The sequence below is a fragment of the Lentibacillus cibarius genome (assembly GCF_005887555.1).
Taxonomy (GTDB): domain Bacteria; phylum Bacillota; class Bacilli; order Bacillales; family Amphibacillaceae; genus Lentibacillus; species Lentibacillus cibarius.
In genome coordinates this window covers 3,388,449-3,409,019 of the sequence record NZ_VCIA01000001.1, presented here as the reverse complement: position 1 = coordinate 3,409,019, position 20,571 = coordinate 3,388,449, and the positions used below count along the sequence as shown (strand labels likewise).

Sequence of the window (20,571 nt, the reverse complement as noted above, 5' to 3'; positions counted from 1 at the left end):
CAATGCTCTTATCTCGCTATGGGACAGCGGAACATCGTTTTTACGCGCTCAAAACGTACTTAAGCACAATAATTAATATAACATAAGGTACTAATGAGTTCAACATTTGTTCTGGTTAATTTCATTCAAAACTTTTTTATCCGCTTCTGATAAAGTTGCTTCATCAATTAAATCTCTACGCCGCTCATACGTCCGTTTCAGCGACTCGTTGCTGCGCCATGCTGCAATTTTCCCATGATCTCCTGATAATAGAATCTCCGGAACTTTCATGCCACGGAAATTTGCGGGGCGTGTATAGTGCGGATGCTCTAGGAGTCCGGTCGAAAAGGAGTCTTCCGGTGCTGAAGCTTCATTCCCAAGCACGTCCGGCAATAGACGCACAACACTGTCAATCACGACCATAGCGCCAAGTTCTCCACCGGTCAGCACATAATCACCAATGGAAATTTCATCTGTTACAAGATGTTCTCGAATCCGCTCATCATAACCTTCATAATGGCCGCAAATAAATAAAAGGTGATCCTCTTCGGCCAGTTCCTCTGCTTTCTGCTGGCTGTACTGCTCCCCTTGCGGACACATTAAAATAATTCGTGGCTTTGTTGCCCTATCGTTTGTTATAGCCTCTACGGTATCAAACACTGGCTGTGGCGTCAGGACCATACCCGCACCACCACCATACGGATAATCGTCTACTTTCATATGTTTGTTCGTGGAGTAATCACGGAAGTTCACCAGATTATAACTGAATTTTTCCTTTTCCTGCGCCTTTTTTAAAATCGACGCTTGTAATACGCCTTCAATCATTTCCGGAAATAGTGTTAATACATCAATATGCATCAATCTAGCAGTCCTTCCATTGGTTCGATGACCACTTTTTGGGCGGAGACGTCTACCTCTTTGACAACATCCGCAATATAAGGAATCAACACATCTTTTCCTTTTTCGCGCTGAACAACCCATACATCATTTGCACCTGGCGCGAGGATTTCTTTGATTATTCCCAGTTTATCACCGTTTGTGAGATAAACAGAACACCCAATAATTTCATGATAGTAGAATTCACCTTCATCTAATTCGGTTAGCTGATCTTCGGTGATTTTCAGGTAATATCCTTTCCATTGCTCGACATCGTTTATATTATCATAGCCTTTAAAATGGATAAGATCGAAGCCTTTATGAATCCGATGCCCATCAATTACCAATTCCTCTATCTGACCGTGTTCCTTCTCAAGCATCAGCCTGTTACCAATTGCAAACCGGTCATCAAAATCCGTAATCCGCTGTACCTTAACCTCACCTTTTACACCATGTGTGTTCACAATCTTGCCTGCATTAAACATTTCTGTCATATCATCACCTGCTACTGATCAATTCGGACAACGACACCATCTTTAATGACAATGGCTGCTTCTCCCATGATTTCATCCCAATGCGCACCTACATTGACTTCAACAAGAGCGTCAACTTCTTTTTCCGTTATTTCACTACCTATTTCCAGAATATCCAACTGCTCAAGTTTAAAATCAGCGAGTTTCATTTTTTCTTTACGATTTTTTATTTCTTGTTGAAATCGCTCCGAAATTTCTTGCTTAGATACATTTCGCTTATTCTCTAACTTGCGCTGTTCAAACCGAAGCTGTTGACATTCTTGTTCAAGCCGCATTTTATGGTCATAAAAATTTTTCCGCAATTCTTCTTTACTTTTCTCCGTAACAACCTGTTTAACAAGGACCTTCCTGATCATTTGCATACTGGTTCCCCACGCTTTCTAAACGGTTTCGGTTTAGAGACAACTCTACAGAAGATACGTTATAACCTTTGTAAAAAGGGAAAGGTATTCCCTCTCCCTCTACATAATATCCAAATAAATACGTTTGTTCGCATCCGTCTTTGCAGCATACACAATCGTACGGATTGACTTGGCAATTCTACCGTTTTTGCCGATCACCTTGCCAACATCATTTTGATTAACGGTTAGATGGAAAACAATTTTGGTGTCTTCTTCTGTTTCCGTTACAACGATGTCCTCAGGCTGATCGACTAACGGTGTGACAATTGTTTCAATCAGGGCTTTCATGATATCCACTACTTTACAGTTAGTTTTTCTGTTCGTGGAATTTTTTCATGATGCCTTGTTTAGAGAAAAGATTGCGTACTGTATCACTCGGCTTCGCACCTTTTGTCATCCAATCCAGTGCTTTATCTTCATTTATCTTAACTTCAATCGGGTTAACAACGGGATTATATGTCCCGATTTGCTCGATAAACCGCCCGTCTCGTGGTGAACGTGAATCAGCTACAACAATACGGTAGAATGGATTGCGTTTTGATCCCATACGTTTCATACGGATTTTTACAGCCATGTTTACACCTCCAATAACTTTTATATCACAGTTTCACATTCTAACAGATGGCCTAAAGTCTGTAAAGTGTTTTTCCATTACAGGCCTTAGAAAATTTATATTTTTACTATGGTTATTTTCGTGTATTGATTAGCACTACCGCAGTTGGCATAAACTTCGCTTTCCGAACAAGGGTACAAGCGCCCTTGCAGGCTAAGAACGCACCTGTGCCAACGCTGGTACTAGTACGTCCTGTACGCCGAAGCTGGTTACATAAACGGCAGGTTCATACCTTTGCCTTTCTTCCCTTTTTGTCCACTTGTCATTTGTTTCATCATTTTCTTCATATCATTGAATTGTTTTAATAGCCTGTTAACCTGCGAGACGGATGTCCCGGAGCCTTTAGCAATCCGTTTCTTCCTGCTTGCATTCATGATGCTTGGGTCCTGCCGTTCATCCTTCGTCATCGATTGAATAATGGCTTCCACATACACAAGTTGTTTTTCGTCAATTTGTGCGTTCTTTAAGCCTTTCATTTTGTTGGCACCGGGGATCATGCTAATCAAATCTTCGAGCGGGCCCATGTTTTTCACTTGTCCCATCTGTTCCAAGAAATCGTCAAATGTGAATGTCGCTGTGCGCATTTTTTCCTGCAGTTCTTTGGCTTGCTTTTCACTGACATTGGTTTCCGCTTTTTCAATCAGGCTTAACACATCACCCATACCAAGAATGCGTGACGCCATGCCTTCCGGGTGAAAGGCTTCAAGTTGATCAAGTTTTTCACCCATACCAGCAAATTTAATCGGTTTACCAGTAACGGCTCTTATCGAAAGTGCTGCACCTCCACGTGTATCACCGTCAAGCTTTGTCAAAACAACCCCAGAGAGTTCCAGCTGCTCATTAAAGCTTTCGGCCACATTGACAGCATCTTGACCGGTCATGGCATCGGCAACGAGGAATATTTCATCCGGTTTGACCGCTGCTTTGATTTGATCCAGTTCATCCATCAGGTTTTCATCCACATGCAGCCGGCCTGCTGTATCGATAATGACGTAATCGTTATGTTCATTCTTTGCCTGTTCAATCGCTTCTTTGGCAATATCAACAGGATTCGCATCGGTCCCTTTGGAAAACACAGGCATTCCAAGCTGCTGTCCGACCGTTTCCAGCTGATCGACAGCAGCTGGGCGATATACGTCAGCGGCCACTAACAATGGTGAGCGGTTATGCTTTTTACGTAAATGATTGGCCAGTTTTCCGGTTGTCGTCGTTTTACCGGCACCTTGCAAACCGACCATCATGATGACAGTTGGCGGGCGGTCAGCTACAGCTATCTTGCTCTGCTCTCCCCCCATCAATTCGGATAATTCTTCTTTCACTACTTTTATGACCTGCTGTCCCGGAGTTAAACTTTCCATTACTTCCTGGCCGACAGCACGCTCTTTAATGCGTTTAATTAAGTCTTTGACGACTTTAAAGTTTACGTCGGCTTCCAGCAGGGCAAGACGTACTTCACGTGTCATTTCTTTAACATCTTGCTCTGAGACCTTCCCTTTGCCGGTGATCTTTTTCATGGTGCTCTGCAATCGCTCGGCCAATCCTTCAAATGCCATAGAAGGTGTCCCCCTACTCTAATTCTTTTAATTGATGAATCAACGCCTGCATTTGACTGTCTTCTGCCGCATAATCCATCCGATTCAAAATAGCAGTACGCTTTTGGAATTTATCATATAACCCCAGCTTTTTTTCGTAGGATTCAAGCATCGTCTCCGTCCGGCGGATGTTATCGTACACTGCCTGGCGTGAAACTTGTAATAACTCGGAGATTTCACCAAGCGAATAATCCTCACGAAAATACATATCCATGTAACTGCGCTGTTTCGGGGTCAACAGTGATTGGTAAAAATCGAACAAGTAATTAATTCGTGTTGTTTTTTCCAGCAATCTTAACCACCCCTTATGCGAAACGTGAGTCGTGAATTGTTAAGTGAAATCCCTTTACAAAAAGTTTACCATCATTCCTCGTCACCTTCAAGCAGATCCGCAAACAATCCATAGACAAACGCATGGGCGTCAAACTGCTCCAAATCCTCTACCTGTTCACCCAGTCCGACAAACTTTACCGGAATTTGCAGTTCGTTGCGGATGGCCAGTACAATACCACCCTTGGCCGTCCCATCGAGCTTGGTCAGTACAATTCCTGATACGTCGGTAGCATCGGAGAACGTCTTTGCCTGACTTAGGGCATTCTGGCCAGTCGTCGCATCAAGTACAAGCAGCACTTCATGTGGTGCGCCCGGGACTTCCCGCTCAATCACGCGTTTCACCTTGGCAAGCTCATTCATTAGATTAACTTTGTTTTGCAGCCGGCCTGCCGTGTCGCAAATGAGTACATCGGCATTACGTGATTTGGCAGACTTAATCCCGTCATAAATAACCGCAGCAGGATCACTGCCTTCGCTCTGTTTAATAACGTCAACACCGGCACGCTCCCCCCAGATGTCGAGCTGTTCAATCGCACCCGCACGGAAAGTGTCCCCTGCCGCCAGCATGACGTTTTTGCCATCTTGCTGTAATTGGTGGGCAAGCTTACCTATTGATGTTGTTTTACCGACACCATTGACACCGACAACAAGAATGACCGATAACTCATCATCTCGTAAATGAAGCTGTTCAACTTCCTCATCGTCATCACCATAGTAAATATCGACTAGTTTTTCGGATATCACATCTTTTATTTCTTTCGTATCTTTAATGTTTTGCCGTTTTACTTCCATTTTCAGCTCGTCAACAAGATCCATTACAGTATTGACGCCAACATCAGCTGCAATCAACACTTCTTCCAACTCTTCAAAAAAGTCTTCATCCACTTTACGGTAACGGGCAATCAAGTCATTAATTTTTCCGGAAAACGAATTGCGTGTTTTTTCCATTCCTTTTTTATACTTTTTAGAAACGTCTTCTGTTTCTTCATCGTTCTGTTTGAATTTATTTTTCAGTTTATCCATAAATCCCATGAAACATTTACCTCCTTACGCGTTAATAAGTTCCTCGGTTTCCTCCAGCCGGACCGAAACAAGACGCGATACACCTGACTCTTGCATCGTCACACCGTACAGGACATCCGATTCTTCCATGGTTCCTTTACGGTGGGTGATGACAATGAATTGAGTGTGGCTACTGTATGTTTTCAAATATTTAGCAAACCGGACGACATTCGCTTCATCAAGTGCTGCTTCTACTTCATCCAATACACAAAAAGGTACCGGACGGACGCGCAGAATAGCAAATAATAACGCAATCGCCGTCAAAGCCCGTTCACCGCCTGAAAGCAATCCAAGATGCTGCAACTTCTTGCCGGGCGGTTGCGCAACAATTTCTACACCGGTATCAAGCAATTTTTTCGGATCGGTTAATTTCAGTTCCGCCTTGCCACCACCAAATAGTTGTTTAAAGACAACAGCAAATGCTTCTTTTATTTGTCCGAATGTGTCACCGAAGCGCTTTTCCATTTCTTCATCCATTTCCGCAATAACCGCGTGCAATGTTTGTTTCGCTTCAACAAGGTCGTTTTGCTGGCCGGATAAAAATTCATATCGTTCGGCAATCCGGTCATACTCATCAATTGCGCCGAGATTGACCGTTCCGAGCTGGTCGATTGCTTGCTTGATTTGCGCTACCATTGACTGCGTTTGTTGAATATTATCTGTTTTATCATAATCTTGTTTCGCCTTTTCAAATGTCATCGTGTATTCGGTCTGCAGCTTGTTCAGGCGGTTTTCCAGCTCGACATCAAGACGGTTTACCTTCACTTCTTTTTCCTGAATCGCCTCTTTAAATGCTTGATGTTGTTTGCTTTCCTCCTTAAGCTCACGGTCCTGGTCCTGTAAGCGCTGGGTACGTTCAGATCGACTGGAACGCATCTTTTGAATGTTTGCTGTAATTGCTTCTTTATCTTCTTTCGCTTGCTTGATCGTAGCCTCAATCGTTTCCTCGGTCTCTTCAGCGTGTTGCATCTCTAGTATCTCATTCAAATCATTGGTATAAATTTCATATTGCTCTTGATAGTCATCCAGCTGTGTTTGCAAGCTGTTCGTTTTTTCACGCTGATTCTTCAGACGTTCTTCCTGTTCAGCCAACGCTACTTGTGCCTGCTGGTAGTCTGTTTTCAACTGTTCCTGATTATCCTGAAACGTTTTTTCCTGTTCGGACAGCTCATCGATTTGTTGTTGGATTGTCTCTAACTGTTCGGAAATAGTCTCAAGTTCGTCCGTCAGCTGTTCGTGACGTGATTGCAAGTCGCATGTATCCTGGTCAAATTGCTGTTTATCCTGGTCATATAGTTGAAGGTTGTCGTTTACGGACGCCAATTTCATTTCTGCTTCTTTAAAGGAAGCGCGGATGTCTTGCAGTTTTTCCTGTTCATCAGAAATCTCTTCTTCTTCAGCGGCAATCTTCTTTTCAAGCTCACTGATCTGTTGCTTCTGCTTGGTAACTTGCTTTTCAAACGTTTGTGCTTTTTGCTGAAAATCAGCCAGTTTTTCCGTCACTTCCTGTAAATCTTTTTCTCTTGTGAACAGGGACTGCTTTGAATTTTTCTTTGCACCACCGGACATCGACCCGCCCGGATTGACCACGTCGCCCTCAAGTGTAACGACACGATGCTTGCGCTTAACAAGGCCAGCAATTTCATTAGCATCTTTCAATGTTTTCGCAACGAGGACATGTCCCATTAAGTGGCTCACTGCCTTTTGAAATACAGTCGGTGCGGACACAAGGTCTGCAGCACCCCCAATAAAACCAGGGTGATTCTGCGCTTTTGCCAGCATATCTTTCGGAACAAACCGCGCTTGAATCGATTGAAGCGGCAAAAAGGTAGCCCGTCCGCTGTTTGTCTTTTTCAGCCAATTAATCGCCTGTCGTGCTGCCTGATCATCATCGACCACAACATGCTGTGCTTGGCCGCCTAAAACCGTTTCTATTGCGGTTATATATTGTTTTGGAACGTCAATAAGCTCAATGACAGCCCCGTGAATGCCATTCAATTTTTTGTCCTCACGCGCCTTAAGGACTGCTTTAACCCCGTGGAAAAAACCTTGGAAGTCCTCTTTCATATCTTCCAGCATTTCTTTTTTGGACTTCAGCTTTTCAATATATTGATAGCCTTGATACAGTTTTTTCTGTGCTTCTTGAAAGGCATCACGTTTGGTTGAAAGGTCTTCTTTCAATTGATGAACAGTCTCAGATTTTTTCTTGTATAATTCTTCTTGCTTAGCATAATCAGATTTTAGCTTTTCCGTTTGCGTACTAAGTTCTTTTCGCTCTGCCAGCAAATCTTCAAATTTCTCCGCCTGTTTTTCTTTTTTACCGGCAATTTGGTCAAGCTGCTGCTGAATGGATTGTTTTTCATTCCGTTTGGCGGCTTGTTCATTCAAATACTCAATATAATCGGATTTCAATTCCTCAATTTGTTCAGCAATATTATCCCTGTCCGTCGTTAACTTAGCCTCAAGCTGCTCAACTTGCGCTTTTGTATTGTCGCGGTTTTCCTTTAGAGATGCAAGCTTCTCCTTTTCCTGATGAAGTTCATGCTCAAGCATCTCAATCCGTTCTGCTGTTTCTTTTTTCTGTGCTTCTAGCTTTTCTTTATTTTCGGTAGCGTGTTTCGTTCGCTCATGAAACACTTGCTTTTTACCTTCGTATTGTTCAAGCTGTTCGGTTGTTGACAGCAAATTCGCCTGCAGCTGTTCAATTTCTTCATCAAGCTTCTGAAGTGACTGTCGCTCCCGTTCTAGCTCGGCCTCTTTTGTCTGGATGGCTGTTTTTTTATTCAGTTCCTCGTTTTTTTGTTTCTCCAATTCATCCAGCAATGCCTGCCACTGTTCATGAAGCTGTTCGATTTCTGTAATGAGCAGCGAGATTTCGTGCTGCTTCAGCTGCTCCTTTTTCTCGAGATAGGTTCGTGCCGTTTCCGCCTGCTCTTTTAACGGACCAATCTGCTGTTCAATTTCATAAATAATATCTTCCACGCGGTTCAAGTTTTCTTGAGTTTCTTCCAATTTATACTCGGCTTTTTTCTTGCGCTGCTTGTACTTCAAGACACCGGCCGCTTCTTCAAAAATAGTTCGCCGTTCGTCTGCTTTAGAACTAAGTATTTCCTCGACCTTTCCTTGACTGATAATCGAGAAAGCTTCACGCCCCAGTCCTGAATCCATGAATAAATCGACGATATCTTTCAATCGGCAAGACTGTTTATTGAGATAAAATTCACTTTCACCGGAACGATAGACCCGTCTAGTAACACTTACTTCTTCATAGTCCAGCGGCAATGTTTGGTCACTGTTCTCTAAAACGAGGGTTACTTCCGCAAAATTGAGTGCCCGTCTCGTATCACTGCCTTGAAAGATAACGTCTTCCATTTTCGAACCGCGCAATGACCGTGCAGACTGCTCGCCCAGCACCCATCTAATCGCATCGGTGATATTGCTCTTTCCGCTTCCATTAGGGCCAACCACCGCTGTCATACCAGGAACAAAGTCCACATTAATCCGTTCAGCGAATGATTTAAACCCCACACTTTCCAATCGCTTCAAATACATAACCATTCTCCTAGATTTCGACGCATAGGACAAGGAACGCTACGGCAGCAAGACATCGCACGCAGAAAAAGCGGTTTGCTTTTTCAAGGACGTGCTAGTGCAGGCGCCCGCACAGGATGTGACGAACTTAGCCTGCCGACGCATAGGACGTAACGAATTTAGTCGATCCATCCTTTTTGCCCTTTATGTTGAACACGCACTTTTTCCTAGTTGGCATTTTACCGCATTTATTTTATCATAAAGAAAAGAACAAAAGAAGGCTTAATCCAGTACATAGGCTTTTTGCAACGATATTTAATTGAAGGAGTGTTCATATGAATCTGGAAAATCCGACGCAAGAAAATCTGAAATTTATGCTGGATGAACTCGCAGAAACGTTAAGTGTCGTCAACCGCGAAGTAATGGATGCGGACGACTATGACTTAGACAAATATGAGGACATCAAATTTATGTACGACATGATTAAACAAAAGGGACAGCTCAGTGCGTCCGAAACACAAGCATTTATTGACGAGCTGCGGTCTGTGAGGAAATCATAATATTTAAAGAAGGAGGAAACCTGGTTCAGCGATATCGCGAACCAGGTTTGCTTCAAAATATAGCCAAAGTTGTCTACAATGTAGTACCTCCTATCATATTCCATCCTGTTACCCTTTTCCATAGCCAAGTAGTGTCTGTATATCCTGTACCAATTTTTTGATTGCGACAAGCAGTACACAGAAAGCTCCTATAGGTATAACTGCTTTCAAATGGTAGAGTGGTATGGGTATCGAGGTCGGAGTTGTTTCTTGCCTGGCAATCGATGCTAAGGCTGCCTCGATCCCTTTTGTGATTAACACATACAAATACAGAAAAGCAAAAACAAATGTAATAATATCACAGATGGCTTTCGTCTTAGGCGACATTTTTTCATAAAAAAGATCCAGTTTAACAAATGAACCTTCGTTAAGTGAGTAAGCCCCGGACACACAAGCCAGTAACACCATCGCATATTGAATGGTTGTGGAGATCCATAGGGAAGGTTCATCAAAAAAGTACCTCATGATCACGTCATAAAGCCCAAAAAACAGTGCATACAGAATAAGAATCCAGCCAATTCTGCCTAACCATTCACTGATAGAATCAATTGTTAGTTCAACCTTTCCCCAAACCTTCATTTAGCCAGGTCGCCTCCTTTCATTTAAATTAATTTTCATTGTATACGTTTTGTTTAACAATCAGGCCACCTCTCCAGTTTTTGAAGAAGTTTTACAATACTAATTGAAAAAAACTACAAAAACTAAAAGAGGCGGCAGTCATCGCACTGGTTCTTTCCTTTTCGACTGTCTTGAGACTTTACCTCTTAACCTGACTATAGAGAATCACGCAAAGCCTAAATATTATTCTATTTTGCCTTTGTCCTTCAGGAATTGCTTCCACAGCTTAACGCCCTCAGCATTTCGCTCTGACTTCTCAGCAATCTTAGGCCATACTTTTTCAATTGTTTTCTCACGCATTTCCTCCACTTTTTCATCGCTTAAGTTAATAACTTCACCGCCACTGTCCTTGAGGTCTTGTAAAGCTTCTTCTACACCTTCAGCATGCATTTCACTCGTTTTAAAGTAATTGGACTTAAATACCTCATTTATTTTATCCCGTTGCCAATCATTTAGATTATTCCAGGCATCTAAATTAACGTAAATTTCCTGGTGTTGGGCAGGATTCCACCCCGGAAGCATAGCGTAGTCGATAACCTCTTGGAATTTCATATCGTTCATGCCGCCAGTATCCCAAAGCGTACCCTCAATAGTACCTAAATCAATGGCTGAGTATATTTCATCACTTTCCAACGATACTGGTGTGCCACCCATAGCTTCCAAAAATAGTGCTTGCGGACCACCAGCTCTAAGCTTTTTCCCTTCTAAATCTTCCATACCATTTACCGGGAACTTGGTAAAGATCGAGTTCGGTCCCTGGTTAGCCCAGCCAACCCATTGCAAATTATTCTCATTGGCCGCTTCCTGAACCAGTTCACCGATTTGGTACTTGTTATTCCCCCACATAGCCTCCCAGGCTTCCTCAGCGTTTTCAGCGCCCATTGGCATTCCATAAGCGAGCATACCCTCAGGCATGATTCCGCCATAGACAGTCGCCCAGCCGGCATAAACATCTATTGTTCCGCTACTGGCGGCACCAAATGCTTCATTTCCACTAACGATCGATCCTGCTTGAAGAAGTTCAATTTCAATGGTACCTTCCGTCGCTTCTTCCACATCCTCAATCCACGGCTTCACACCATTAGCCCAACCCGCATCACCGGAATCAAAGGCAGGCTGAAATGTCCATTTAGTCACTTCGTCAGGTGGACCGTATTCACCTTCTGAATCGCCTGCGTCTGAATTGTCACTATTTGATGTTTCTTCCGCCAGACATCCAGTCATAATAAGACCTGCAAATGTGAGCATCAATACAATTACTAGATATTTCCTCATCAAAATAATCCCCTCCTCTTTTTGACCAAGAACTAAAAACCTTCCTTCATGTCATCCGATAGATTATAATCCAGAAAAGGACCTTACTACCTATAATTTTCCCCTTATTACGTTCCTTGCCAGACCGCCAAAGTGCATTTTTCCTTTCATACATTACTTTTAACATGTAATCTATTTCTGAATTAGTATAGACGAGGCTGTTGATGCTAATGAAGTTTGGAGATCTATTTATCTCTTAGGTGAAAAATGGCCTTGTGACGGTTCTCAGCAAAGTTTGTGTACGCAAAAGTGTTAGAAACATCTACCTCCTTTACAAGCTACTTAACCCTTACTTTGCTTTAGGTATTAACTGACGGTCACCTCCTTAAGTCAATTTAATTTCACTAAACAGCTTAATGGTAACCCTGCCTCAACTTTCAATATTGCTATTACCTCATCGTACTAGGGAGCCACGTTGCCAATTCAGGAAACAAAATAAGCAATATTAATGCAATAAGCTGAAGGCCGATGAACGGTAAAACAGAACGGTAGACATCGCCCATTGTTACATCTTTTGGCAAAATACTCTTTATCCAGAATAAAACGAAACCAAAAGGAGGCGTTAAATAAGCTATCTGTATATTTACGATAAAAAGAACACCAAACCATAGCGTGCTTATATCTAATGCGTTTAGAATTGGCACAAATAACGGAGTCACCATCATAATAATGGCCCAATCATCCATCACCATTCCGAGAATCATGATTATAAACATCATCATTAGCAGGGCACCCCATTCTCCGCCGGGCATTCCTAAAACAGCTGAAGTAATAACTCCCTGGCCACCCAAGGCACTGAAGACGTTGACAAAAAAATTAGCAGCAATCAAAATCCAGAACCCCATGCCTACTAGCTTAACAGTGAATTTAAGTGAATCTTTGACGATTTGCCAAGTGAGACTGCGATATAAAATGTTAATGAGAAGCGCACCGCCAGCACCAAAAGCAGCAGCTTCAGCAGGTGTAGCCACTCCCATCCAAATGACACCTAAAACAAGAAAAATTAGAACAAGAAACGGCCAAATACCTGCGATTGCGCCAAGCTTCTCCCGTACAGTGTATCTATTATCCTTAGGTATTGCTGGCCCCATGTGTGGTTGAACCTTACATCTTATTCCGATATAAACAACATACAAAATAGACAGTATTAATCCTGGTATAATGCCTCCCAAAAACAAGGCGCCTATTGATTCATTAGCCAATATACCGTAAAAAATGAAAGGAACACTTGGAGGAATAAGGGCACCTAATGCCCCGCCAGCACCGATGGAACCTATAGCAATACCTCTGTGGTACTGATACCTCATCATGGAAGGATAAGCAATCTGCCCCATCGTAATCGTGGCTGGAGGTGTCACGCCGGTGATAGCTGCAAAAATAGTGCACACTTGAACCGTTCCCATTGCCAATCCTCCGGGGAGATGACCGATTAATTTATATGCTGCATCATAAGCATCTTGGGCAATCCCCGAATAACGGATAATATTTCCCATAAAAATAAACAACGGTACGGTTACTAAAATATTCTGCCACGGCGTTGAAAAGAAGGAGCTCGGAGCAGCCATCAATACTTCCGGAACATACAGATAAGCAAATAAAACAGCAGTGCCGCCTAAACCAAGCGCAACAGGTAAGCCTAAAAACAGAACAATAAAAAGGCAAGCAAACATCAATGCTATAATAAGTATCGTGTTCAATTTTTCCTCTCCTTTCTATCCCTTATTTAACAAAATACCGGATGAAGTACTGGACAACCGTTTAATTTTTAAAACAAGTACCGAAAACTTTGGTCAACTATAGAAAAAATATAATTTAATATCGCTTATTTTCAGGGTAAAGAAGACAATTCACCAAATAGTATCAGAACCCACCTCCCACAAAATTGAACTTGAATCCGTTTACATAAGAGAAACCTATTTTCACCATAGCTTCCCCTTCCTTCACTTTATTTTTATTCAACCATTTAAAAGCAGTAATATCAATATATTTTTAATATTTTATATATTATGATTATTAATAAAAGTTATTATATACACCAATGAATAGACCTTAAGCTACTTTTCTAAAGCTGGGTTTAAACACACACCCCAAAAATTTACAATCCTAGCATCCAGTGACAAAAAACTAAAAAAAGCAGTGAACTCGTTTCCGAATCCACTGCTTCCTTATATCTTAATTTTCCTGCACAAAGCACAAATATAGCCTTTTCTTCAATCCTCCAGCGTATCAAGCGCATACTTGGCTGCGCGCTGTTCGGCTTCTTTTTTCGTATGTCCTATCCCCTTACCTGAAACTTTGCCATTTATCACGACCTGCGCGACAAACTCTTTGTCATGGGATGGACCTTTTTCATCTGCAATCACATAATCAATACTGTGATCACGGTTTTTTTGAACATATTCCTGTAGTTTGCTTTTATAATCCATCGCATGCGAAAAAGCACCAGTCGTTATTTTCGGATAAACATATTTCTTCAGGAATTGAATAACAACGTCATATCCTTGATCAAGATACAGCGCTCCCAGGAACGCTTCAAACACATCTGCAAGCAGTGCTGGGCGTTCACGGCCGCCCGTTTGCTCCTCACCTCTGCCTAACAGAAGATATTCACCGAAATTCAATTCCCGGGCAAACTCTTCCAAAGCTGACTCACAAACAATGGAAGCCCGTAATTTGGTTAAATCTCCTTCAGCCAGCCGTTCTTTCTGACGATACAAATATTGGGATACGCCCAGTTCGAGAACCGCATCACCTAAAAATTCCAATCGTTCATTATCCGAAAATGACTCGTTCCGATGCTCATTCACATAAGATGAATGTGTAAAAGCCTGTCTCAGCAACGCATGGTCGTTAAATGTTATACCTAGCTGATTTTCCAATTGGGAAATATTCATGTCTGTTATCACCACTCTATACGAAGATTAAGTTAATTTTACACAATGTGAGTCAATTTCATAATTCGTTGTAAAAAAGTAAACCACGAACATTATGTTTTCATTCACACTTCCGTTGTCCTGCATGAAAGGTGACACGCTTTCCTCAGGGCTGATTCAGCCTCCTCGGAAGAAAACCACTTCCTGCGGGGTCTTCGACGCACAGGACGTGCTAGTGCAGGCGTTGCGACAGGACGTCGCGAATTTAGCCTGCCTGCTTTTCCCGCAGGAGTCGGTCACCTTTCATTACGGACAACTAGTATCAATAAAGACAAACAATCAAATCCGTATCACACGTAAAAGTTCGTGTATTTTGCGAAAATCAGCACTTATGAAATTGATTCAATGTAAATAACAGAAAGTCTCGCACCATGCGAGACTTTTCAGGAGCTATATTATGATTGGTTGCTGTTTATGTAATTAACAGCATCACCAACCGTATTGATTTTTTCAGCCTCTTCATCGGCAATTTCCATGTCAAACTCATCCTCAAGTTCCATAACAAGTTCAACTACATCAAGTGAGTCTGCTTCAAGATCGTCCTTGAAAGAAGCCTCCATCGTTACTTTTGATTCTTCTACTTCCAATTTATCAACAATAATATCTTTTACTTTGTCAAATACGTCTGCCATCTCCGTCACCCCCTTTCACTAAAATATGTAATAGCCTTACGTCTTACATCACCATGCCGCCATCGATATGAATCGTCTGACCGGTGATATAGTTTGCATCCTCGGAGGCTAAAAAGCGGACAACACGGGCAACATCTTCCGGTTCACCGAGTTTTTCCAGTGGTATCAAGGACAGCATACCTTCTTTCTGCTCATCAGTCAGGGCATCGGTCATATCAGTCGAAATGAATCCAGGCGCAACTGCATTAACAAGAATATTGCGGGAAGCAAATTCTTTCGCAGTTGATTTCGTCAGGCCAATAACACCTGCTTTAGCAGCCGTGTAATTCGCTTGACCGGCATTGCCGCTGACACCAACAACCGAGGAGACATTGATAATTCTGCCGCCTTTTTGTTTCATCATCTGTCTGGAAACAGCTTTAGTGCATTGAAAAACGCCTTTTAAGTTCGTCTCAATGACCTGATCGAATTCATCTTCTTTCATCCGCATTAATAAATTGTCCCTGTTAATACCTGCATTATTCACGAGTATGTCCAAGCCGCCAAATTGATTAACAACTTCTTTTACCATTGCTTTTGTTTCTTTCTCATCAGCAACATTTGCCTGAACCTTTATTGATTGTACACCAAATTGCTTTACTTCTTCAACAACGGCGTGTGCTTTATCCTCACTTCCGGCATAATTTACGGCAACATTAGCTCCTTGTCTGGCTAGTTCCAGGGCAATGGCACGGCCGATTCCCCGTGAGGCACCGGTTACTAAAGCGTTTTTTCCTGCAAGCATTAGGATTCCTCCTTATACCACGTTAAAAAGTCATTCAATGAATCCGGGTCTTGGATCGCAAATGTTTTCGTTTTCCGGTCAATTTTCCGTACAAGTCCACTCAATACTTTCCCGGTTCCGAGCTCAACAAAGGCATCAACACCTTCATTGATCATATGGCGGACGGATTCTTCAAACCGTACTGGTGAATATAGCTGTCTAATTAGCAAATCTTTTACCATATTCTTATCTGTTACCGGCTCAGCAGTCACATTAGCGTAAACTGGGATATCAGCATTGCGGAATGTCGTTTGATCTAATTCCTTGGCAAATTGTTCATTGGCCGGTTTCATCAGCCGAGAATGGAAGGGTCCGCTGACATTTAATGGCATCACGCGTTTTGCCCCGTTTTCTTTTAAAAGTTCTGCTGCTGCATCGATACCTTCTTTCGATCCGGAAATGACAATCTGGCCCGGACAGTTCAAATTTGCAATATCAACCACTTCATCTTCATCCAATTGTTCAATTGCCTGTTCGATAGCTTCCCGAGACATACCCAGTACTGCCGCCATCGATCCTTTGCCTTTTGGAAATGCTTCTTCCATCAGGCGTCCCCTCGTTGCAACAAGCGGCAATGCCTCTTCAAATGACATCGCACCGGAAGCAACAAGTGCACTGTATTCGCCAAGACTGTGGCCGGCCGCCATCACCGGCTGAATGTTTTCGTTGATAAGCAGCTGGTGTACAGCGACACCTGTTAACAATAGTGCTGGCTGTGTGTTCTCTGTTTCAGTCAGTTTTTCTTTCGGGCCTTCAAACATTAATGTTGTCAGCTCATTGCCCAGAAGCTCATCAGCCTTATCGAACAGTTTCCTTACCTCTGGGTATTCATCGTACAAGGCTTTACCCATACCAACTGCCTGGGATCCCTGTCCAGGAAATAGAAGTGCTATTCGTTTCATACATTTTCCCCCTTATCCCAATCAATCGATTGCACCGTCGTTTTAATCGTACCGGTCACATCAAGTTCAACCATATGTACAGCCTGCTGGATAGCATTGAAGACTGCCCGGCTATTCGATGAGCCGTGTGCTTTAATGACCGGTGAAGATAAACCGAAAAGACCCGCTCCGCCATATTCGGAATAATCCAGTTTACCCTGAAGCCCTTTTAAATCGCCTTTGACCATACCGGCAGCAATTTTGGTTTTCAACGATGACATAAATGTTTCTTTCAGCATGGAGAACATGGTCATTGCCGTCCCCTCGATTGTTTTCAAGGCAATATTACCACTAAACCCATCGGTCACGACAACATCAGCCGAACCGGAAAGAATATCCCTGGCTTCCACGTTGCCAACGAAATTCACTGGTGCCTCTTTTAACTGGACAAACGCCTTTTTCGTCAGGTCATTACCCTTACCTTCCTCTGTTCCGATATTCAATAAGCCGACTGTCGGATTGGCGATGCCCCTAACCTTTTCGGTATAAATCGATCCCATGATCGCATACTGAACAAGGTTATGCGCCTTGGCATCAACATTAGCACCGACATCAAGGAGCAAAAAACCTTTGCCGTCGTTTGTTGGCAGTGTAGGGCTTAATGCCGGCCGGTCAATCCCGGAAATTCTTCCGACAACGAACAATCCTGCACTCATGAGGGCACCGGTATTTCCTGCTGAAATGCATGCATCAGCACGGTTGTCTTTTACTTCTTTCGCCATGAGAACAAGTGATGACTTCTTTTTCCGTCGGACTGCCCGGACCGGCTCATCATTGGCAGTAATGACTTCATCTGTATGAATGATATCAATGTTATTTGAATTAGTTAGATACGGTTTTATTTTCTGCTCATCACCAATGAGCGTTATGTTCAAATGATTCATTTGCGATACCGCGTTTACAGCACCTTTGACAATTGCTTCAGGTGCGTGGTCACCGCCCATCGCATCAATTGCTATTTTCATTTCCGATGTCCCCTTTTGGTTCGTTTGAACGATACATATGAAAAATGCCAGTAAATACTTTTTCATTGTCGACAAAACTGTTCACATGAACCACCGTCATACCTTTATCGTCAACATCTTCCACAAAAGCTTTGGCAACAACCCGCTCTCCCATTCTTACCTGCCTTGTAAATTTGATGTCCGATTTAGCTGTCAGTGCGAGCTCATCATTAATAACCGCTACTGCCAGTGAGTTTGCTTGTGCAAATAAATGGTGTCCACGGGCTATTTTATTACGGGAGAATACGTGATCCTGTTTTATTTCCAAAATTGAAATGGCACGATAATCAAGCTCAAGATCAACTACCTCCCCAATCACCTCTTCAAGTGGAAGTGCTTTAACCGTCTCATTCCACTGATCGGATGCAACTGATTTAATTCGCTCACGGAGTTCCGGTATGGCGAGTTCCATTCGGTCGAGTCTAATCGTTTGTATACTGACGCCGAATTTTCCGGCTAATTTTTCATCGGTAATGAAAGGTGTCACCTCGATTGTTTCCTTCAATAACCGCTGTCGTTCTGCTTTATTGATTTTCATTTTTTGCACCGTCCAATGAAAAAACCTTTACAAATTCCTATTAGCTGTTCGTCCTATGACTTGGTACTAATAGTAATATATAATACCACGTGTAAATATGCAAGTTATCGTTTTGGATGGCAGTAAACTAAAAAAAACCTTCGTTTTCCTGTCACAGATTTGGCGGTTTTTGCAAGGATATCTGGCATTTTAACCAATCTTCCGTTAATCTAATTTTTCTTGAAATATCGCATGATTTTCTAAATACCTATGCAATTGATGAAATGCAGGGTCGCTTTCGAGCAATCCGTTTTCTATGATTTCTTCAGCATCTTTCCTTGCTGTCTCCAGTGCGCGGTAATCATGAATCATATCCGCCACTTTAAATTCCGGTAAGCCACTCTGTTTCTTTCCAAAAAAGTCTCCCGGACCACGAAGCTTCAGGTCTTGCTCAGATAGCTCGAACCCATTATTCGTTTCGGTCATGATACGCATACGTTCCTTACCGGTTTCTCCTTTTGGATCGGCAATCAGAATGCAGTAACTTTGCCGTTCTCCTCGACCGACTCTTCCCCTAAGCTGATGCAGCTGAGACAAGCCGAAACGTTCCGCATCATAAATAACCATAATTGTTGCATTGGGGACATTTACACCGACTTCCACGACCGTCGTTGAAACAAGAACGTGGACATCCCCATCGGCAAATTGTTTCATTACGCTGTCTTTTTCGTCTGTAGTCAGCCGTCCGTGCATGAGACCCACTTGGATAGACCCTTGATAAAATTCCTCCAGTTGATGATACAAATCGACAGCATTCTGGATATCCAGTTTATCTGATTCCTCAATGAGCGGACAGACAACATACGCCTGCTCGCCTCGGGCTACACGTTTGCCGATAAATTGAAGGATACGTTCGAATGTGTTTTCCCTCGCCCAATAAGTTTCAATCTCTTTCCTTCCTGATGGCATTTCGTCAATTACCGAAACATCCATATCTCCAAATGCAGTGATTGCTAATGTTCTTGGAATTGGTGTTGCAGTCATAAACAACACATCCGGATTCAATCCTTTTTCCCGTAAGACGCGGCGCTGTTCAACCCCGAACCGGTGCTGCTCGTCCACAATCACAAACCCCAAATCTGCAAAAAATACATCATCCTGAATAAGGGCATGGGTACCGACAACTATATCCACATCATGTTTTTCAACAGATGCAAGCAGTTCTCTACGTTTTTTTCCTTTGATTGATCCGGTTAGTAACACAATAGACGCCTTATCACCAAATGTTTCCTGCAGTGACTGAAAATGCTGTTCAGCCAAGATTTCTGTGGGTACCATCAATGCGCCTTGTTTTCCCGCTGTAATCGAGGCATAAAGACACACTTCAGCAACGGCCGTTTTCCCGGAACCGACATCCCCCTGCAACAGCCGGCTCATTCTATAAGGAGACTGCATGTCGGCAAGAATCTGCCTCAATGCTTTCTGCTGTGCGTTTGTCAGTGAAAACGGAAAGCACTCGATAAAGTCATTCACGCTGGCCGAGTCGTAATGTTGCGCATTTCCGGTCGTTGCTTCCCGATTCAGTTTACGCAGCAGCTGCATTTTAAGTTGAAATAATAACAATTCTTCATATGTAAAGCGTCTTCTGGCATGTTTTAAGTCGATTCTGCTTTTCGGAAAATGCATGGAAGCTACCGCAGCCGAGCGATTCGGCAGTTTATAGGATGTAAGATAGCGTTCCGGCAAAATTTCATGAACATCACGTCTATAAGTTTGCAACGCATTTTGAATTACTTTTTTTATTTTGTAGCTTGTCACATCACCTTTCACCGAATATATCGGTTGGATCGATGCCTGTTCATTGGCAGGGCCTTTCTTAAAATTCGCAACTGTGATTTGCAGTCGGTGTGCATCCCATTTCCCTGTCAAGGTCACTGTATCATCAATATTCAACTGCTTTTTAGCGAATGCCCGATTGAACATCACTGCTTTAACCGCAACGCCTTCCACTTCAACACTAAACGCGAGCCGGGACCGTTTCTTTCCGTAAAAAGTAAGGGAAGGTTCGTGGATCACCCTTCCCTCTATCGTTACTTTATCTTCATGAATGAGTTCACCCAGTGGTTTTATCTCAAATAGATCATACCGGTAGGGAAAATAAAACAGCGCATCTTCCACCGTGTGAATACCCATCTCCGCTAAATCTGCTGCAAATTTTTCCCCTACGCCTTTAATTTGTGTTATAGGTTTATTCAACACGTTCAATTCAC

General features: G+C 42.7%; 20 protein-coding genes. 1 reads left to right on the top strand and 19 read right to left on the bottom strand.

What is annotated here, in order from left to right:
* Window positions 1-99 precede the first annotated feature (99 nt).
* The 9 genes from trmD to smc form a co-directional block, all read right to left on the bottom strand.
* Window positions 100-837, bottom strand: a complete 738-nt coding sequence (trmD, locus tag FFL34_RS16720) for a tRNA (guanosine(37)-N1)-methyltransferase TrmD (RefSeq protein WP_138604784.1) — start codon at window positions 835-837, stop codon at window positions 100-102.
* The gene (rimM, locus tag FFL34_RS16715) at window positions 837-1,349 is read right to left on the bottom strand and encodes a ribosome maturation factor RimM (protein ID WP_138604448.1); all 513 of its coding nucleotides are present in this window, start codon (window positions 1,347-1,349) and stop codon (window positions 837-839) included. Before rimM ends, trmD begins: the two co-directional genes overlap by 1 nt.
* Window positions 1,350-1,360: 11 nt before the next feature.
* Window positions 1,361-1,750, bottom strand: coding sequence for a YlqD family protein (locus tag FFL34_RS16710; RefSeq protein WP_138604447.1), 390 nt, complete (start codon window positions 1,748-1,750; stop codon window positions 1,361-1,363).
* A 99-nt stretch (window positions 1,751-1,849) separates the two neighbouring features.
* Window positions 1,850-2,077 carry a KH domain-containing protein gene (locus FFL34_RS16705; protein ID WP_138604446.1) on the bottom strand — a complete coding sequence of 76 codons (228 nt, stop codon included), beginning with the start codon at window positions 2,075-2,077 and terminating at the stop codon, window positions 1,850-1,852.
* Window positions 2,078-2,096: 19 nt separating this feature from the next.
* On the bottom strand, window positions 2,097-2,363 hold the full coding sequence (rpsP, locus tag FFL34_RS16700; RefSeq protein WP_138604445.1) for a 30S ribosomal protein S16: 267 nt from the start codon (window positions 2,361-2,363) through the stop codon (window positions 2,097-2,099).
* A gap of 248 nt (window positions 2,364-2,611) precedes the next feature.
* Window positions 2,612-3,955, bottom strand: a complete 1,344-nt coding sequence (gene ffh, locus FFL34_RS16695; protein ID WP_138604444.1) for a signal recognition particle protein — start codon at window positions 3,953-3,955, stop codon at window positions 2,612-2,614.
* Window positions 3,956-3,968: 13 nt separating this feature from the next.
* Window positions 3,969-4,286, bottom strand: coding sequence for a putative DNA-binding protein (locus FFL34_RS16690; protein WP_138604443.1), 318 nt, complete (start codon window positions 4,284-4,286; stop codon window positions 3,969-3,971).
* A 71-nt stretch (window positions 4,287-4,357) separates the two neighbouring features.
* Window positions 4,358-5,359: a signal recognition particle-docking protein FtsY gene (ftsY, locus tag FFL34_RS16685; protein ID WP_138604442.1), complete on the bottom strand. Its 1,002-nt coding sequence runs from the start codon at window positions 5,357-5,359 to the stop codon at window positions 4,358-4,360.
* Between the two features lie 15 nt (window positions 5,360-5,374).
* Entirely contained in the window at window positions 5,375-8,941 is a 3,567-nt protein-coding gene (smc, locus tag FFL34_RS16680) for a chromosome segregation protein SMC (protein ID WP_138604441.1), read from the bottom strand.
* A gap of 314 nt (window positions 8,942-9,255) precedes the next feature.
* Between smc and FFL34_RS16675 the strand changes: the two genes are divergently transcribed.
* Window positions 9,256-9,480, top strand: coding sequence for a DUF1128 domain-containing protein (locus FFL34_RS16675; RefSeq protein WP_138604440.1), 225 nt, complete (start codon window positions 9,256-9,258; stop codon window positions 9,478-9,480).
* A 108-nt stretch (window positions 9,481-9,588) separates the two neighbouring features.
* On the opposite strand, the gene FFL34_RS16670 is transcribed toward FFL34_RS16675, so the two are convergent.
* The 10 genes from FFL34_RS16670 to recG form a co-directional block, all read right to left on the bottom strand.
* Window positions 9,589-10,098 (bottom strand): TRAP transporter small permease subunit, encoded by a 510-nt coding sequence (locus FFL34_RS16670; protein ID WP_138604439.1) that lies wholly within the window; start codon window positions 10,096-10,098, stop codon window positions 9,589-9,591.
* A gap of 222 nt (window positions 10,099-10,320) precedes the next feature.
* Window positions 10,321-11,412 carry a TRAP transporter substrate-binding protein DctP gene (gene dctP / locus FFL34_RS16665; protein ID WP_234031578.1) on the bottom strand — a complete coding sequence of 364 codons (1,092 nt, stop codon included), beginning with the start codon at window positions 11,410-11,412 and terminating at the stop codon, window positions 10,321-10,323.
* Window positions 11,413-11,840: 428 nt separating this feature from the next.
* On the bottom strand, window positions 11,841-13,148 hold the full coding sequence (locus FFL34_RS16660; RefSeq protein WP_138604437.1) for a TRAP transporter large permease: 1,308 nt from the start codon (window positions 13,146-13,148) through the stop codon (window positions 11,841-11,843).
* 513 nt (window positions 13,149-13,661) lie between these two features.
* Window positions 13,662-14,345, bottom strand: coding sequence for a ribonuclease III (rnc, locus tag FFL34_RS16655; protein WP_138604436.1), 684 nt, complete (start codon window positions 14,343-14,345; stop codon window positions 13,662-13,664).
* A gap of 434 nt (window positions 14,346-14,779) precedes the next feature.
* Window positions 14,780-15,016 carry an acyl carrier protein gene (gene acpP, locus FFL34_RS16650; RefSeq protein ID WP_138604435.1) on the bottom strand — a complete coding sequence of 79 codons (237 nt, stop codon included), beginning with the start codon at window positions 15,014-15,016 and terminating at the stop codon, window positions 14,780-14,782.
* Window positions 15,017-15,059: 43 nt separating this feature from the next.
* On the bottom strand, window positions 15,060-15,800 hold the full coding sequence (gene fabG / locus FFL34_RS16645) for a 3-oxoacyl-[acyl-carrier-protein] reductase (protein ID WP_138604434.1): 741 nt from the start codon (window positions 15,798-15,800) through the stop codon (window positions 15,060-15,062).
* Window positions 15,800-16,741, bottom strand: a complete 942-nt coding sequence (fabD, locus tag FFL34_RS16640; RefSeq protein WP_138604433.1) for an ACP S-malonyltransferase — start codon at window positions 16,739-16,741, stop codon at window positions 15,800-15,802. The genes fabG and fabD overlap by 1 nt, the downstream gene beginning before the upstream one ends.
* The gene (gene plsX / locus FFL34_RS16635) at window positions 16,738-17,745 is read right to left on the bottom strand and encodes a phosphate acyltransferase PlsX (protein WP_138604432.1); all 1,008 of its coding nucleotides are present in this window, start codon (window positions 17,743-17,745) and stop codon (window positions 16,738-16,740) included. Before plsX ends, fabD begins: the two co-directional genes overlap by 4 nt.
* Window positions 17,729-18,322 (bottom strand): transcription factor FapR, encoded by a 594-nt coding sequence (fapR, locus tag FFL34_RS16630; RefSeq protein ID WP_138604431.1) that lies wholly within the window; start codon window positions 18,320-18,322, stop codon window positions 17,729-17,731. The genes plsX and fapR overlap by 17 nt, the downstream gene beginning before the upstream one ends.
* 204 nt (window positions 18,323-18,526) lie before the next feature.
* Window positions 18,527-20,566, bottom strand: coding sequence for an ATP-dependent DNA helicase RecG (recG, locus tag FFL34_RS16625; protein WP_138604783.1), 2,040 nt, complete (start codon window positions 20,564-20,566; stop codon window positions 18,527-18,529).
* Between the last annotated feature and the right edge of the window lie 5 nt (window positions 20,567-20,571).

Bases quoted from the DNA above. Each gene is read 5' to 3' on its own strand.
- trmD (WP_138604784.1), bottom strand. From the start codon at position 837: ATGCATATTGATGTATTAACACTATTTCCGGAAATGATTGAAGGCGTA.
- rimM (WP_138604448.1), bottom strand. From the start codon at position 1,349: ATGACAGAAATGTTTAATGCAGGCAAGATTGTGAACACACATGGTGTA.
- FFL34_RS16710 (WP_138604447.1), bottom strand. From the start codon at position 1,750: ATGCAAATGATCAGGAAGGTCCTTGTTAAACAGGTTGTTACGGAGAAA.
- FFL34_RS16705 (WP_138604446.1), bottom strand. From the start codon at position 2,077: ATGAAAGCCCTGATTGAAACAATTGTCACACCGTTAGTCGATCAGCCT.
- rpsP (WP_138604445.1), bottom strand. From the start codon at position 2,363: ATGGCTGTAAAAATCCGTATGAAACGTATGGGATCAAAACGCAATCCA.
- ffh (WP_138604444.1), bottom strand. From the start codon at position 3,955: ATGGCATTTGAAGGATTGGCCGAGCGATTGCAGAGCACCATGAAAAAG.
- ftsY (WP_138604442.1), bottom strand. From the start codon at position 5,359: ATGGGATTTATGGATAAACTGAAAAATAAATTCAAACAGAACGATGAA.
- smc (WP_138604441.1), bottom strand. From the start codon at position 8,941: ATGTATTTGAAGCGATTGGAAAGTGTGGGGTTTAAATCATTCGCTGAA.
- FFL34_RS16675 (WP_138604440.1), top strand. From the start codon at position 9,256: ATGAATCTGGAAAATCCGACGCAAGAAAATCTGAAATTTATGCTGGAT.
- FFL34_RS16670 (WP_138604439.1), bottom strand. From the start codon at position 10,098: ATGAAGGTTTGGGGAAAGGTTGAACTAACAATTGATTCTATCAGTGAA.
- dctP (WP_234031578.1), bottom strand. From the start codon at position 11,412: ATGAGGAAATATCTAGTAATTGTATTGATGCTCACATTTGCAGGTCTT.
- rnc (WP_138604436.1), bottom strand. From the start codon at position 14,345: ATGAATATTTCCCAATTGGAAAATCAGCTAGGTATAACATTTAACGAC.
- acpP (WP_138604435.1), bottom strand. From the start codon at position 15,016: ATGGCAGACGTATTTGACAAAGTAAAAGATATTATTGTTGATAAATTG.
- fabG (WP_138604434.1), bottom strand. From the start codon at position 15,800: ATGCTTGCAGGAAAAAACGCTTTAGTAACCGGTGCCTCACGGGGAATC.
- fabD (WP_138604433.1), bottom strand. From the start codon at position 16,741: ATGAAACGAATAGCACTTCTATTTCCTGGACAGGGATCCCAGGCAGTT.
- plsX (WP_138604432.1), bottom strand. From the start codon at position 17,745: ATGAAAATAGCAATTGATGCGATGGGCGGTGACCACGCACCTGAAGCA.
- fapR (WP_138604431.1), bottom strand. From the start codon at position 18,322: ATGAAAATCAATAAAGCAGAACGACAGCGGTTATTGAAGGAAACAATC.